General features: G+C 65.7%; 12 protein-coding genes. 9 read left to right on the forward strand and 3 right to left on the reverse strand.

Going from position 1 to position 15,312, the window contains the following annotated elements; genetic code table 11:
• Positions 1–59: 59 nt before the first annotated feature.
• Positions 60–4,214, reverse strand: coding sequence for a DNA-directed RNA polymerase subunit beta (gene rpoB, locus GVL61_RS13285; RefSeq protein WP_159980793.1), 4,155 nt, complete (start codon positions 4,212–4,214; stop codon positions 60–62).
• A 612-nt stretch (positions 4,215–4,826) separates the two neighbouring features.
• Between rpoB and GVL61_RS13290 the strand changes: the two genes are divergently transcribed.
• From GVL61_RS13290 to GVL61_RS13330, 9 genes are all read left to right on the forward strand, one after another.
• The gene (locus GVL61_RS13290; RefSeq protein WP_159980795.1) at positions 4,827–5,948 is read left to right on the forward strand and encodes a hypothetical protein; all 1,122 of its coding nucleotides are present in this window, start codon (positions 4,827–4,829) and stop codon (positions 5,946–5,948) included.
• Between the two features lie 172 nt (positions 5,949–6,120).
• On the forward strand, positions 6,121–6,306 hold the full coding sequence (locus GVL61_RS13295; protein ID WP_159980797.1) for a hypothetical protein: 186 nt from the start codon (positions 6,121–6,123) through the stop codon (positions 6,304–6,306).
• Between the two features lie 2 nt (positions 6,307–6,308).
• Positions 6,309–6,860 carry a DUF2975 domain-containing protein gene (locus tag GVL61_RS13300; protein WP_159980799.1) on the forward strand — a complete coding sequence of 184 codons (552 nt, stop codon included), beginning with the start codon at positions 6,309–6,311 and terminating at the stop codon, positions 6,858–6,860.
• A complete protein-coding gene (locus GVL61_RS13305; protein ID WP_159980801.1) occupies positions 6,860–7,093 on the forward strand; it encodes a helix-turn-helix transcriptional regulator in 234 nt (77 codons plus the stop codon). Before GVL61_RS13300 ends, GVL61_RS13305 begins: the two co-directional genes overlap by 1 nt.
• Before the next feature lie 111 nt (positions 7,094–7,204).
• On the forward strand, positions 7,205–8,365 hold the full coding sequence (locus tag GVL61_RS13310) for a low temperature requirement protein A (protein WP_159980803.1): 1,161 nt from the start codon (positions 7,205–7,207) through the stop codon (positions 8,363–8,365).
• Positions 8,366–8,676: 311 nt separating this feature from the next.
• Complete coding sequence (gene rplJ, locus GVL61_RS13315) at positions 8,677–9,192, forward strand: 50S ribosomal protein L10 (protein ID WP_159980805.1); 516 nt, start codon at positions 8,677–8,679, stop codon at positions 9,190–9,192.
• Between the two features lie 88 nt (positions 9,193–9,280).
• Positions 9,281–9,649 carry a 50S ribosomal protein L7/L12 gene (gene rplL, locus GVL61_RS13320; RefSeq protein ID WP_159980807.1) on the forward strand — a complete coding sequence of 123 codons (369 nt, stop codon included), beginning with the start codon at positions 9,281–9,283 and terminating at the stop codon, positions 9,647–9,649.
• A 155-nt stretch (positions 9,650–9,804) separates the two neighbouring features.
• Complete coding sequence (locus GVL61_RS13325; protein WP_159980809.1) at positions 9,805–10,656, forward strand: sulfurtransferase; 852 nt, start codon at positions 9,805–9,807, stop codon at positions 10,654–10,656.
• A gap of 142 nt (positions 10,657–10,798) precedes the next feature.
• A complete protein-coding gene (locus GVL61_RS13330; protein ID WP_159980811.1) occupies positions 10,799–13,735 on the forward strand; it encodes a CHAT domain-containing tetratricopeptide repeat protein in 2,937 nt (978 codons plus the stop codon).
• Here GVL61_RS13330 and GVL61_RS13335 read toward each other — a convergent pair whose 3' ends face one another.
• Positions 13,736–14,281 (reverse strand): glutathione peroxidase, encoded by a 546-nt coding sequence (locus GVL61_RS13335; RefSeq protein ID WP_159980813.1) that lies wholly within the window; start codon positions 14,279–14,281, stop codon positions 13,736–13,738.
• 62 nt (positions 14,282–14,343) lie between these two features.
• Positions 14,344–15,312, reverse strand: a complete 969-nt coding sequence (locus GVL61_RS13340; protein ID WP_159980815.1) for an NAD(P)-dependent oxidoreductase — start codon at positions 15,310–15,312, stop codon at positions 14,344–14,346.

Raw genomic sequence — 15,312 nt, forward strand, 5'->3', positions numbered from 1 at the left:
GGGTGAATTCTCTAGGCGGTGTGAAAGAGCGCTGTCTTCGGGAGACAGCGCTCCGAGGTTCACTCCGCCGCGATCGCGATGCCGTCGTCGTCCCTGTCGACGGACGACAGTTCGACGTTGAGGCCCAGCGAGCGCATTTCCTTGACGAGCACGTTGAAGCTCTCGGGAATGCCGGCTTCGAAGGTGTCGTCACCCTTGACGATCGCTTCGTAGACCTTGGTGCGTCCGACAACGTCGTCCGACTTCACCGTCAGCATTTCCTGCAGAGTGTACGCCGCGCCGTAGGCCTGGAGTGCCCAGACCTCCATCTCACCGAAGCGCTGGCCACCGAACTGCGCCTTACCGCCCAGCGGCTGCTGGGTGACGAGGGAGTACGGACCGATCGAACGGGCGTGGATCTTGTCGTCGACAAGGTGGTGCAGCTTCAACATGTAGATGATGCCCACGGTGACCATACGGTCGAACTTGTCGCCCGTGCGGCCGTCGTAGAGGTGCGACTGGCCCGACTTGTGCAGACCTGCCAGCTCCAGCATGTCCGCCACGTCGGCCTCGACCGCGCCGTCGAACACCGGAGTGCCCATCGGAACGCCCTTGGTGACGTTGTTGGCCAGTTCGAGCAGCGACTCGGTGTCGCGGTTCTTGATGTCCTCTGCGTAGTGCTCACCGTAGATCGTCATCAGACGCTCGCGAACCGCTTCCGGCGGCGCTGCGGCTTCCGGATCGGGGTTGGCGTGGCGCCAGTCTTCCAGGGCCTGCTTAACCTGCTGGCCCAGACCGCGTGCGGCCCAGCCCAGGTGGGTCTCGAAGATCTGACCGACGTTCATGCGCGAAGGCACACCCAGCGGGTTCAGCACGAGGTCGACCGGCGTACCGTCCTCGAGGAACGGCATGTCCTCGACCGGCAGGATGCGCGAAATGACACCCTTGTTACCGTGACGGCCGGCCATCTTGTCGCCCGGCTGCAGCTTGCGCTTCACCGCCACGAAGACCTTGACCATCTTGAGCACGCCCGGAGCCAGTTCGTCGCCGCGCTCCAGCTTCTCCTTGCGATCCTCGAACTTCTCCTGGATCGCCTTCACGGTGGCGTCGTACTGGGCCTTAACGGCTTCCAGCTGCGACTGCATGTGATCGTCCGCAACGGCGAACTTCCACCACTCATGACGCTCGGCTTCACCCAGGAGTTCCTCGGTGATCTCGACGCCCTTCTTCAGACCCTTGGGGGCCGAAGCGGCGGTCTGGCCGATCAGCATGTCGCGCAGACGGTTGTAGGTGGCGCGGTTGAGGATCGCACGCTCGTCCTCGCGGTCCTTGGCGAGGCGTTCGATTTCCTCGTTCTGGATGGCGCGGGTACGGTCGTCGATCTCGATGCCGTGGCGGTTGAAGACGCGAACGTCGACAATCGTGCCCGACACGCCCGGCGGCAGGCGAAGCGAGGTGTCACGCACGTCGCTGGCCTTTTCGCCGAAGATCGCGCGCAGCAGCTTCTCTTCCGGGGTCATCGGCGATTCGCCCTTGGGCGTGATCTTGCCGACGAGGATGTCACCCGGGTGCACTTCGGCGCCCACGTAGACGATGCCCGCCTCGTCGAGGTTGCGCAGGGCTTCCTCGCCGACGTTCGGGATATCGCGGGTGATGTCCTCAGGCCCCAGCTTGGTATCGCGGGCCATCACTTCGAACTCGTCGATGTGGATCGACGTGAACACGTCGTCCTTCACGATCCGCTCGGAGATGAGGATGGAGTCCTCGTAGTTGTAGCCGTTCCACGGCATGAACGCGACGAGGCTGTTGCGGCCCAGCGCCAGCTCACCCAGCTCGGTCGAGGGACCGTCGGCGAGGATGTCGCCCTTCTGGATGATGTCGCCCACCTTCACCAGCGGACGCTGGTTGATGCAGGTCGACTGGTTGGAACGCTCGAACTTCTGCAGGCGGTAGATGTCGACGCCGGACTTGCCGGCTTCGATGTCGCCCGAAGCGCGGATGACGATACGCGTCGCGTCGACCTGATCGACCACGCCGGCGCGGCCTGCCGAGATCGCAGCGCCCGAATCGCGTGCAACGGTCTCTTCCATGCCGGTGCCCACGAAGGGAGCGTCGGCCTGCACGAGCGGCACGGCCTGACGCTGCATGTTCGAGCCCATGAGTGCGCGGTTGGCGTCATCGTTTTCCAGGAACGGAATGAGCGATGCGGCGACCGAGACGAGCTGCTTGGGCGAAACGTCCATCAGGGTGACCTGATCGCGCGGGCTCATCACGAATTCGCCGTTCTGACGGGCCGAGACGAGTTCTTCCGCGAACGAGCCGTCCTCGTTGGTGCCGGCCGAAGCCTGCGCCACCGTGTGCTTCTGCTCTTCCATGGCGGAGAGGTAGACGACCTGCCCGGTCACCTTGCCGTCGATCACCTTGCGGTACGGCGTCTCGATGAAGCCGTACTTGTTGACGCGGGCGAAAGTCGACAGCGAGTTGATCAGACCGATGTTCGGGCCTTCCGGCGTCTCAATCGGGCAGATGCGGCCGTAGTGGGTCGGGTGAACGTCGCGGACTTCGAAGCCGGCGCGCTCACGGGTCAGACCGCCCGGGCCCAAGGCCGAAACACGGCGCTTGTGGGTGACTTCCGAAAGCGGGTTGGTCTGGTCCATGAACTGCGAGAGCTGCGAGGAACCGAAGAACTCACGCACTGCGGCCACGGCGGGCTTGGCGTTGATGAGGTCGTTCGGCATGACCGTCGACACGTCGACCGACGACATGCGCTCCTTAACAGCGCGCTCCATGCGGAGCAGGCCGACGCGGTACTGGTTTTCCAGCAGCTCGCCCACCGAACGCACACGGCGGTTGCCGAGGTTGTCGATGTCGTCGATTTCGCCCTTGCCGTCCTTGAGGCCGACCAGTTCCTTGACGACAGCGAGGATGTCCTCGTTGCGCAGGGTGGTGACCGTGTCCTCGGCGTCGAGGCCAAGGCGCATGTTCAGCTTCACGCGGCCCACGGCCGAGAGGTCGTAGCGGTCGGCGTCGAAGAACAGGCCGTCGAAGAGGGCTTCGGCGGTTTCCTTCGTCGGCGGCTCGCCCGGACGCATGACCTTGTAGATGGCCTCGAGGCCCATCTCGCGGTTCTCGGCCTTGTCGGCCTTCATGGTGTTGCGGATCCAGGGGCCGGTGTTGACTTCGTCGATGTCGAGCAGAGCGATTTGGTCGATGCCGGCATGGTCGAGCGCTTCGAGGTTCTCAGGCGAAACTTCGTCGCCTGCCTCGATGTAGATGCGGCCCGTGGACTCGTCGATCAGGTCGACGGCCGAGTAGCGACCGAAGATTTCGTCGGTCGGGATCAGCAGTTCTTCCAGACCGTCCTTGAGCGCCTTGTTGGCGGCGCGCGGGGAGATCTTGGTGTCGGCGGCGAAGATCACTTCGCCCGACTTGGCGTCGACCACGTCGAAGGTCGGCTTCGCACCGCGCCATGCCTCGGGGGTGTAGGGCAGGCGCCAGCCGCCATCGCCGCGCTTCCACGTGATGGTCTGGTAGAAGTGATCGAGGATCTGCTCGGAATCGAGACCCAGGCCGTACAGCAGCGCGGTGACCGGCAGCTTGCGCTTGCGGTCGATACGCACGTTGACGATGTCCTTGGCGTCGAACTCGAAGTCGAGCCACGAACCACGGTAGGGAATAACGCGCGCGGCGAACAGGAACTTGCCCGAAGCGTGGGTCTTGCCGCGGTCATGGTCGAACAGGACGCCCGGCGAACGGTGCATCTGCGAAACGATGACGCGCTCAGTGCCGTTGATGAAGAAGGTGCCGTTTTCCGTCATCAGGGGCATGTCGCCCATGTAGACGTCCTGCTCCTTGATATCGAGGACCGAGCGGGTCTCGGTCTCGGCGTCCACTTCGAACACGATCAGGCGCAGCGTGACCTTCATCGGCGCGGCGTAGGTGATGCCGCGCTGGCGGCACTCGGTCACGTCGTACTTGGGGTCTTCCAGCTCGTAGTGGACGAAGTCCAGCTCGCTGGTGCCCGCGAAGTCGCGGATCGGGAAAACCGAGCGCAGGGTCTTCTCCAGGCCCGACACGTAGCCGGTTGCCGGATCGGAGCGCAGGAACTGTTCGTAGCTCTCGCGCTGAACCTCGATCAGGTTGGGCATCTGGACGACTTCGTGGATGTCGCCAAAGATCTTGCGGATGCGCTTCTTGGGCGATCGCGCTGCGGTGTCGATGGGCTTGGTGGCCATGAGCTGGTCTTGCCTCTTCGCTTCTTTGAGGACCGATTCGCGAATGGAACCGGGCCGGAAAATTTCGTCGTCGCGAGAACGATGCACCTGCCGCAAAGCAGGCTATCCGAAACGCGAAAAGGCCGCCCGGCACGCGGAATTCCTGGATAGGAGGTCCCTGCGGCCAGCAGCCTTACACGTCGGATAAATCCCGGACCGCTTCCTTCCGTGGCCTGTCCCCGCGCATGGACCTGCCTTGCTCGAAGCGACCGAGCGAGGCCGCCATATAGGATCGGGCAGGGGCCGTGTCAAACGCGTGATGCTGGCGCAGCAGCGCAATGAGGCAGGATTGCGTTCCCAACCTCGTGAAACCATGCCTTTGCCCACGAACACTATGAAGCAGTTGCAACTTGAGGATCCAAGGGCGCGAAAGGCGACACGCCGGCACCCCCTCCACAAGCTGTACGCCAGATGAACACCAGTCAATTTCGTTCATCTGGCGTAAATGCAGCAATTACAGCCAACAACCCGGACATAACCGAAAGTATCAACTCGTCGCACTTAACAGTTCGACTTGGCCTGTATTGCGCGATGTGAAGGGCCCGACAGTGCATTTCGCGCATTGTCTCTCGCATGAAAAACGATCCCATCAACCATTCGCCCCGCGCAGTGACTGCGATTGCCGCTGTCCTCGCGCTTTCCGCCATCCCGGTCGCTTCGGGCGTCGGCGCACAGGAAACGCAGGCTCCGGCCGCGCCTTCGCTGTCGCAGGACGTCACCACGGGATCGCCAGCACAAGTCGCGACGACCGCCCCGACGGTGACTCTGCCGCCCGAGGCTACCGCGCCGACCAGCGCACCGAACCCGGCAACTACGGCGGGCACCGCACCCCAGACGACGATGACCTCCTCGCCGGTCGTTCAGGCAATCCCGCAGCAGGAAGCCCAGACGACAACGACAGCCCCGCCGCCGGCCACGCCCGCTGATGCCGAGGCCGCGCTTGACGCTGCCCCGGCAGCCGCATCGCCCCGGACGATCACGCGCGCGCCCGCCCGCAGCGCACCCGGCCCAGCGGCCGAAACCGCACAGATCGCACCCAGTGTTCCTACCGCTGGTAACGGCGCAGCCGCGGATGATGGCGCTCTCGCCGACGGCGCCATTCCCCCTGCCACAACCGCGCAGCCCCGCGTCGACACTCCTTCGGCGCCTGCCGCAGCGGCACCGACGCCAGCACCCGCCAACGCAGGCGGCAATCTGCCGGTGGCCGGTATTGCCGGCCTGCTCGCCGCCCTCGGCCTGGCCGGTATGGGTATAGCCGCGATGCGCCGTCGCCGCAGCAGCGAGCCCAGATATGAAGAAGATGACTATGCCCCCGAGCCCCTGCCGCCCACCTATGTCGCCCAGCCGGTTCCCCCACTCGCTCCGGTTGCTCCGCCGTCAATGGCACAGCCCGGCATGACCCCGGCAGGAGTGGCAGCCGGTTCCGCCAGCGCCGTGCTTGCCGCCTCGCCGCTGCCGCAGGACGCAGACGAACGCCGCGAACTGCTTGACCGCATGGTCGATGCCAAGCCGGACGAGGACAATCCCTTCACCTCGCGCAAGGGCCGCATGCGCCGCGCCCGCGTGCAACTCCAGCACCACGAGCACCAGGCGGAGCAGGGCAATGCCTTTGATTTCCGCACTTACAGGCCGTCGACCCGGACTACGTCGGGAACCCCCTCCCCCCAGCGTACTCCGAATCTGATCGACGCCTGACCTGCCGGCTGTCACGCCCGGCACCGAGGGGCGGCTCCACCCGGAGCCGCCCCCTTTTTTATGCCCGCATTGTATGTCGATATATGACATATCGTTTTTCAATATTATTGTTTGACAGTAAATTTCCTCGGACTTATTGAATTTCGATATGACGCATATCGGAGAACGAACAATGATTCGGTTGGTAAAGGCTCAGCGCCCGCTAGTCGCCGCTTTCGCGCTCACCGCGATGGCTGCAGTTTTTCTGTCCGCCCCGGCCGCCCATTCGCTGCGACCCTCCCTTTCGCCGTTCTCCGGTACAAAGGTGCCCGCATCCGCCACTGTGCGGCTTGTCGGCCTCGGCCCGGTGCTGATGTGAGCATGGCTGCCAAAGGCGGCGCGATGCGCTCCATCACCCACGATCCGCTGCTCGCCCTGGCGCGCGGGGTGATCCTCGTCTCGATGGGCGTCACGGCGCTGATCGGCGCGCTGTTCCTCGTCCTCTCGCCGTTCATGGTGTTCGGCCGTTTCGATATCATGGCCCGCATTTCGGGCGATGGCCCCGATGGACTGACGACCGACACCTTCATTGCCATCGGCGGAGTACTGATCCTGATCGCGGCGATGGCGGCCTGCGCCTTCCTGTTCCTGCGCCATCTGCTGCGGATCATCGATTCGGTGGGCCAAGGCGATCCGTTCAACCCGGTCAACGCCGGACGCCTTGCAGCGATGGGCTGGCTGGCGCTTGCGATCGAGGGCATCAGCTTTCCCACCGGACTGGTCGCGGCGTGGATCGCCCGGACCGTGAAGGACAGCCACATCGGCATCGGCTTCTCGCTTGGCGGAGTGCTGCTGGCGATCATCCTGTTCATCCTCGCCCGGATCTTCCGCAAGGGCGCAGAGATGCGCGCCGAACTGGAAGGCACCGTCTGATGGGCGACGATGGCAGCGAAGCAAGCCGGATCGTGGTCCGGCTCGACGAACTTCTCCACCAGCGCCGCATGACGCTGACCGAACTGGCCGAACGCATCGGCATCACCCTCGCCAATCTGTCCATCCTCAAGACGGGCAAGGCCAAGGCGATCCGTTTCTCCACCCTCGAGGCGATCTGCCGCGAACTGGAATGCCAGCCCGGCGACCTCCTAGGCTATGCTGAACAGGTCTGAAAAGAAGGGGCCGAATGACCGGGGAACGACGCCGAGCCTCAGGCTCCCGCTTGCCCCGCCCCCCGGCGTCCGTTTAGGAACGCGCCTGATGCAATCGGGGAGCGGCAGGGCATGACCACGAAACGCGGCTGGCGGCCCTTCGGCGCACGCGACCCGCATGAGACGCACCGGGTGTCGACGCCGCTCGAATTGCTGTTCGACCTCGTCATCGTCATCGCCGTCGCCTCGGCCGCCGAGGGTCTGCACCATGCCATTGCCCAGGGGCATGCCGGCATGGGCGTGGTGACTTTCGCCATGGCCTTCTTCGCGACATGGTGGGCCTGGGTGAACTTCACCTGGTTCGCTTCCGCCTACGACAACGACGGGCCGATCTACCGGCTGGTCACCTGCTGGATCATGGCCGGCGCGCTGACCATCGCCGGCGGGATACCCCGGCTGTTCGTAGGGCTGGACCTGTCGCTGGCGATCCTGGGTTATGTCGTGATGCGGGTGGGCATGATCGTGTTCTGGCTGATCGCCGCGCGCAGCGATCCCGCCCACCGCTCCACCGCACGGCGCTATGCGCTGGGGATCGCGCTGGTGCAGGTCTACTGGACCACCGCACTGATGCTGCTGCGGCCCGAGGGGCAGGGCGCGGTCATGGCGCTGTTCGGCCTCGGCGTACTGCTTGAACTGGCAGTCCCGCTGCTGGCGGAGCGCCGGGGCCCCACGCCCTGGCACCAGCACCACGTCACCGAACGGCACGGACTGCTGGTGATCATCGTGCTGGGCGAGGTCCTGCTCGCCAGCGCCGCAGCCTTTACCCTTTCGGACGGGCCAGGCGGCCATTCCGCGCAGTTGGTGGTGCTTGCGATCTCCGCACTGGTGATCACCTTCGCGATGTGGTGGCTCTACTTCTCGCAGGAAGGGCCGCTGGACCACGGCCGCTTCGCCAGTGCATTTCAGTGGAGCTATGCCCATGCCCTGATCTATGCTGGCGGTGCGGCGACCGGCGCCGGTTTCTCGGTGGTTATCGATGCTGCGGCAGGCGAAGGACACCATGTTCCGCCGCTCACCGGCAATCTGGCCGTAGCCGTACCCTTGGCGATCTATATGGCGGCCCTGTGGCTGGTGCGCGACCGGCTGATGCTTACCGGGCCGCTGCGCCACGGCTTGCTGGTCTTCGCGGCCGCCGTGCTGGGCGCGGCCTTCCTGGGTGAAGCCGCGCTGCCGGTGACAGCGGTGATCGCCGTGGCATCGGTGGCGGCACGCAGCCGTGTGCCGTGTCGTTGAGGCGCAAGCGGAGCCTCGTCAGGCTTGACTCCGCTCGGCGTTTGCTCCATTGGCCCGCTCCGACCGACGGGTGAATTCTCGTCGTTCAGCCGTCCGAGACAGTTGCTGGGGGTTTCCCCCTTAATTTGCAGCCTAGACGGGGAACAGGAAATTTCCGGCCCTAGCTCCTTGGAGCGTGGTGCCAACCTCGTGTTTCGACACGATACTCCTTCCCCATCGAACGGAATCGCCCACGGTGTGCTTTGCGCACCATGGACTACGTAGCCGGCTGCGGGGGGCCTCCTCCCGTGGCCATTGTGAAGGAGTAAGGCATGGATCGTTCGCAGAAAGCCGATTCGGTCGCCACTCTCAACGCGGTCTTCAACGAGGTCGGCGTGGTGGTTGTCACCCGCAATCTCGGCATGTCGGTGGCTCAGTCCACCGCCCTGCGCGGTAAGATCCGTGATGCGGGTGCGACCTATAAGGTAGCGAAGAACCGTCTTGCCAAGCTTGCCATCGTGGATACCGACTTTGCCGGTATCAGCGACTTCCTGACCGGCCCGACGGCCATCTCGACCTCGGTCGATCCCGTCGCAGCCGCCAAGGCTGTCGTCGAATTCGCCAAGACGACCGACAAGATCGAGATCGTCGGCGGCTCGATGGGTACGCAGGTTCTGAACGCAGAAGGTATCAAGGCTCTCGCCTCGATGCCCTCGCTCGACGAACTGCGTGGCAAGCTCATCGGCCTCATTCAGGCTCCGGCGACGAAGATCGCCCAGCTCGCAACCGCTCCGGCGGGCAAGCTGGCGCGCGTCTTCTCCGCCTACGCCGAGAAAGACGCCGCCTGAGCGCAAGCTTAAGCAACACGTTTTCTAACGATTTATCCCGGTGGATCGCATCCAGCACCCCGGGACCACAGATCAGGAGTGAATTATCATGGCAGACATCGCCAAGCTCGTCGAAGAACTCTCGAAGCTGACCGTCCTCGAGGCCGCTGACCTCGCCAAGGCTCTCGAAGAAGCATGGGGCGTTTCCGCCGCTGCTGCTGTTGCTGTTGCTGCTCCCGCAGCCGCTGCCGAAGCCGTTGAAGAGAAGACCGAATTCGACGTCATCCTCACCGGCGACGGTGGCAAGAAGATCCAGGTCATCAAGGAAGTCCGCGCCATCACCGGTCTGGGCCTCGCTGAAGCCAAGGCTCTCGTTGAAGGCGCTCCCAAGGCCGTCAAGGAAGGCATCAACAAGGCTGAAGCCGAAGATATCAAGAACAAGATCGAAGCAGCCGGCGGTACCGTCGAGCTCAAGTAATCTTGTTCCGGTTTCTTGCCGGTACAGTTCAGGAAAGGGCGGCTCCGCAAGGGGCCGCCCTTTTCGTTTGCGCGCCCGCGCTATTACATCGACGCCGCCATTTCGCCCGAGTATAGGCCCGCAGTGTCCACCAAGTCACACGTGCGAAGGATTCGATGGCTTACGAAACGCTGATCGGTGTCGATGCGCTCAAGGACATGGTGGCCTCAGGCGCCGACGTGTTCCTGCTCGACTGTGAGTTCGAACTGGGTACGCCCGAAAAAGGCCCCGCGATTTACGCAAAGGGCCATATTCCCGGTGCCCGCTACGCCCATCTCGACGATGATCTCGCCTCACCCCCTGACGGCAGCAACGGCCGCCATCCGCTCCCCGCCCCGGTGGCACTAGCCGCATGGCTACGTTCGCAGGGCCTGAAAGCCGGACAGCAGATCGTCGCCTATGACAGCAGCGGCGGCGCCTGGGCGGCCCGCGCGTGGTGGCTGATGCGCTGGTTGGGCCATGCCCCGGTCGCGGTGCTCGACGGCGGCAAGCCCGCCTGGGTCGCGGCGGGCCTGCCGCTGGAAACCGGACTGCCGCTACCGGCCCCCTCGGGCGATTTCGAGCCGGCCGAGCCACTGGTTCCCGCCCCCGTCTCCGCCGCCGACGTGCTTGCCAATATCGACACGCGCGCCGCGCAGGTCCTCGACGCACGCGACCCCTCGCGCTTCGCGGGCGAGCCGAACCCGGTCGATCCGGTCCCCGGCCACATACCGGGCGCGAAAAATCGCTTCTTCCGTGACAACCTGGCTCCCGACGGCCGCTTCCGCCCTGCCGGGGAACTGGCTGCTGCCTTCACCGCACTTCTGGGCGAGGAGCCGGCCATCCTCCAGTGCGGCTCAGGCGTAACCGCCTGCCACAATGCCCTGGCCATGGCCGTCGCCGGCATGCCCGCCGGGCGGCTCTATCCCGGATCGTGGAGCGAATGGATCGCCGATCCCGCGCGCCCGGTGGCGACCGGGGCTGAGTGAAACAGACGCGCTCGCCGCGTCATTACAGAACTTGTGAATTGCATTAACGGGCAAAAACGCATCTGCTCCGCTCTCGGGCGAGGCCACTGGCGGCGCCCGCATTCGCCCGAGGGGCCGGGGACAGGAAGGGGCTGGGACAGGAATGCGCGAGACCTGGTGCGCGGTGGTACTGGCGATTGCTCTCACCGCTTCCGCGCAGGGGGGCGCAGCACCGATCGCGCCTCCCCCTTCCGCCCTACCTTCCGCTACGGCCGAACTGCGCGCCTTGCGCGGCAATGACACCAGCGGAGATCCGCAGGCCGCCTTGCAGCATGTCGACGAAGTGCTTGCCCGCGCCGCGCTCGATCGCCGGGTCGATCCCGTCGACCTGCTTTATGCCCGCGCAGTGCGGGGCCGCGCACTCTCGTCACTTGGCCGCACTCAGGAAGCGCTGGCGCTGTTCCAGCAGGTTGATGCCGGGCTCGATGCCCGCAGGGTCCCGCCCAGCCCCGACCGCGCCGCCCTGCTGCTTCACATCGGCACGGAACTGGGAGCCCTGGGCAAACTGGACGAAGCGCAGGCCTACACCGAACGCGCTCTCGACCTTGCCATCCGCCTCGCCGGGCGGGAAAGCCCGGAATATGCGGAAAGCCTCTATGGTCTCGGCCTGATCGACTACCAGCGCGGTCGGCAGCCACAGGCCGTTCCCCGCATCGCCGAGGCCCTGTCCATTGCCCGCGCCCATTCGCTAGGCACAGGCGAGAATCTGGACATTCCCGTCAGCTACGGCATGAGCCTGGCGGCGCTGCAACTCAACGTATCGGACGCCGAAACCGCCGTCGTCACCGCGCGCGAGGCGGTGACCTGGGCCGAAGCGCACCTGCCTGAAAACCACCGCGAACGGGTGGCAGCCACTCAGCAACTGGGCGCGATCCTTTCCGAGGCGGGGCAATATGGGCAGGCGATCCCGATCCTGCGCGCAGCGCTGGACAAGCGCCGGGCGATCCTGCCCCCGGACAGCCCGCAACTGGCAATGTCGCTCCACGCGCTGGCTTACGCGCTGGACAACGCCGGGATGCGGGTCGAGGCCGGTCCGCTCTACGACCGTGCAGTGGAGATCTTCGAGGCCAACCCGGACAAGATACAGGCCAACGGGCTGGCCACGATGATCGGCCAGCAGGCCCGCATGGCGCAGTGGGAGGGCGATCCCGCCAAGTCGCTCGCCCTGCGCGAAAAGGCGCTTGCCGCCGCGCGCCGCTATTCCCGCTCCCCCGACGATCAGGTGGTGCTGACGGCCGAATACAACCTCGCCTCCGTCCTCGTCACCGCCGGGCGCACTGCCGAAGCCGCGCCGCTGCTAGCCCATGCCCGCGAAGGCTTCATCAAGGGCACCAGCGAGGTGAACAAACGGCGCATTACCGCCACCGCGTTAGCCGCCCGGATCGCCGCGAGCGAGGGCAGGCCGGACCAGGCGCTGACGATGCTTGCCGATGGCCTTGCCCCGCTGCGCACGCGCCTGCTGGACCGCGCCACCGCGCGGCGCGACGTGGTGGCGATGGCGGGCGAATTTCGCTCCGCCTTCATGCAGTTGGCGCGCATCGCCTCCCGCAGCGGCGCGCAGGAACAGGCCTTCGATGCCCTGCAGATGGCGAACCTGGGCGACCTGCAAGGGGTGTTCTCCTCGCTGGCGGTGCTTCAGGACAAGTACGGTCCACAGGCGCGCGAGGCGATCCGCAGCTACCTGTCGCTCTCCGCCCGTAGCCGTCAGCTACGCAAGGCGCTCGACCGGGCGCTGATCGCGGGCAACGACACGCAGACAGGCCCGCTCTCCGCGCAAGTCGCCGCGATCGACATGGAACTGCGCGAGGCAGACGCGCAGGTCGCCGCGCTGGTGCCCGGGTATCAAGCGCTGACTGCTGTGGAGCCTGCCCGCCTCGCCGACGCCCGCACAAGGCTGCGGCCAGGGCAAGCCTTGCTGCTGATCGGAAGCGACGACATCGGGCTCGTCACTCAACTCGTCACCCGCGACGCGGTGATTTCTGGCGAGGCGGCCGTCGCACCGCGCCGCCTGATGAGCCTGCAGCAGCGCCTGCGCGCCTCAGTGGATGCCGGACTGATCGACGAGGACCATGCTGGCTTTGATCGTCAGGCCGCTTTCGAACTCTATCGGCTGGTCTTTCCCGATGCGGTGCGTGCCGGTCTGCACTCCGTCCGCGAACTGGAAATCCTCGCGCCGGGTAGCCTTTCGACCGTGCCGTTCGCCGCATTGGTAAGCCGCCGTCCCGAGGGCAGCGACGCCGATCCCGCAGCGCTGCGCGGGACCCACTGGCTGCTGCGCGACCATGCCGTGAGCGTGATGATCAGCGCCGTCCCCCTGCCGAGCCGCGCTGCGCGGGCCAAGGCCAAACTGACCTTTGCCGGAATTGGCGCACCGGTGCTGGGGCCGCCGGGGGCGCTGGCACTGCGCTCGGCGCCGCGCATCCAGGCGGGCGATGTCGGCGTGGATGCGCTTGCCCAGCTTGCCAGCCTGCCAGACGCCGCACGCGAACTGCGAGACATGGCCAGCCGGTTTCGCGGGACCAGCCAGCTGCTGATCGGCACACAGGCGACGGAGACGGCGGTAAAGCAGGCGCCGCTGGAACAGGCCCGGGTTATCGCATTCGCCACCCACGGCCTTGTCGGCGGAGCGCTGCGCGGCATGGTCGAACCGGCGCTGGTGATGACCCCGCCAAGCGTGCCGACGCCGCTGGACGATGGGCTGCTGACCGCTTCGGAAGTAGCGCAGCTGCGGCTCGACGCGGATTGGGTGATCCTCTCGGCGTGCGATACCAGCGCGGGCGACAGCGAGAATGCGCCGACCTACTCGGGGCTGGCGCGAGCCTTCATTTCGGCGGGATCGCGGGCGCTGCTGCTTTCGCACTGGCCGGTGCGCGACGATGTCGCCGGCCGCCTGACGCTGCGCACGCTGGAAGGCGCACGCTCGGGCATGTCACGGGCCGAGGCACTGCGGCGCGCGCAACTGGAAGTACTGCGGGACCCGAAAGTCCCCGGCGGCGCCCACCCCGCAAGCTGGGCGCCGTTCGTTCTGGTAGGCGGCTGATTACTTCGCCAGTTCGGCCTCAATTGCGCCAACCAGCGCCGGATCGGCAGGCTCGGTGCCGGGGGCGAAGCGACCCACAACCGAACCGTCGCGTGCGACCAGGAACTTCTCGAAGTTCCACAGCACTTCGGGGTCCTGCGTTGGGGTCATGCCGTAACCCTTCAGGCGCTCACGAAATTCCTCCGCCGGCCCCTGCTTGGTGGGCACGGCTTCGGTCAGCGCAGCGTAAAGGGGCTGCTTGCCCTCGCCCGTGACGTCGGCCTTGGCGAAGAGCGGAAACGAGACGCCGTAGTTGATCGAGCAGAACTCGGCGATTTCCTCATGCGTGCCGGGTTCCTGCGCGCCGAAGTCATTGGCCGGAAAGCCGAGCACTTCAAAACCTTTGGCCTGGTATTCCTTGTAGAGCGCCTCAAGGCCCTCGTACTGCGGGGTGAGGCCGCATTTAGAGGCGACGTTGACAACCAGCAGCACGTTGCCGGCATGGTCGGCGAGGCTGTCGGACGCGCCGTCGAGGCGTTCGAGCGGGATGGAAGCTAGGTCGGCCATTCAGGATTCTCCCAATGTGTTCGAACGGATTATGGGGCGTGCATCCGACGGCGGCAAGATACTCAAGATGACCGTAAGGGCAGTTGCCCGAGCACCGGCGAAATCCATTCGGGATCGTGCGCGAAAGGCATCTCGGCCCCGCTGCGCAAGGCGTCGAGTATGGCCGCGAAGTCGGTCTGCGCACGCCATCCCAGCAGGCGTTCGGCCTTGGCGGGATCGTAAACCCGCTCGATCCGTTCGGGCAGCACCCAGCCCGCCTTGGCGTAGAGCGCCTCTGCATCCGGGAAACTCCGCGCGATCACGGCGCGGGCATCGAGGGCCAGTTCCGCTGCATCCTCGCGCGCGAAGGGCGGCGGGGCGGAAAGGACGAAAGTTTCGCACCCTTCTATCCGCTCCAGCGCGGCCAAATGCGCCAGCGCCGCGTCGCCCACGGTGAGGCGGCGGTTCAGGAATTCGTTGGCCTTGAGATTGGGACCAGAGGGCACCGCATGGGTGTCGTCGTCCTCAGGGAAGAACCGGCCGGTACGCAGGATCGCGACTCCCATCCCGCTCTCTCGCGAGACGAGGCGGCACATGTCCTCCGCCGTCCGTTTGGTAATACCGTAGACATTGCGCGGAGCGATGGGGCCGAAGCTCTCGTCCATCCACCAGGCGCCCGCCTGCCCTGCTCCGGCGCGGACATCGTCGCGGACCATTAGCGAGGTGGTGGAAGTGAATACGAAGCGCGGATGGCCAGCCTGCACGGCGGCCTCAAGCAGGTTGAGCGTGCCGGTCACATTGACGTCGACGAAGGCCTGACGCGGGAAGCGGGCGATGTCAGGCTTGTGCAGTGCGCCCGCGTGGATCACCGCCTCGATCCCGTGATGGGCCACGACCTGGAACACGAGATCCCGGTTCGCCGCCGAACCCACGATCGTCGTCGCGGCGCCCGGCGAAACGTCCAGTCCCACGACCTCATGCCCGCGCGTTGCCAGCAGCGGTGCGAGATGCCTGCCAAGCCAGCCCGACGAGCCTGTCAGCAGGATGCGCAT

This window comes from Novosphingobium sp. 18050 (assembly GCF_902706195.1).
In the GTDB taxonomy this organism is placed as follows: Bacteria; Pseudomonadota; Alphaproteobacteria; order Sphingomonadales; family Sphingomonadaceae; genus Novosphingobium.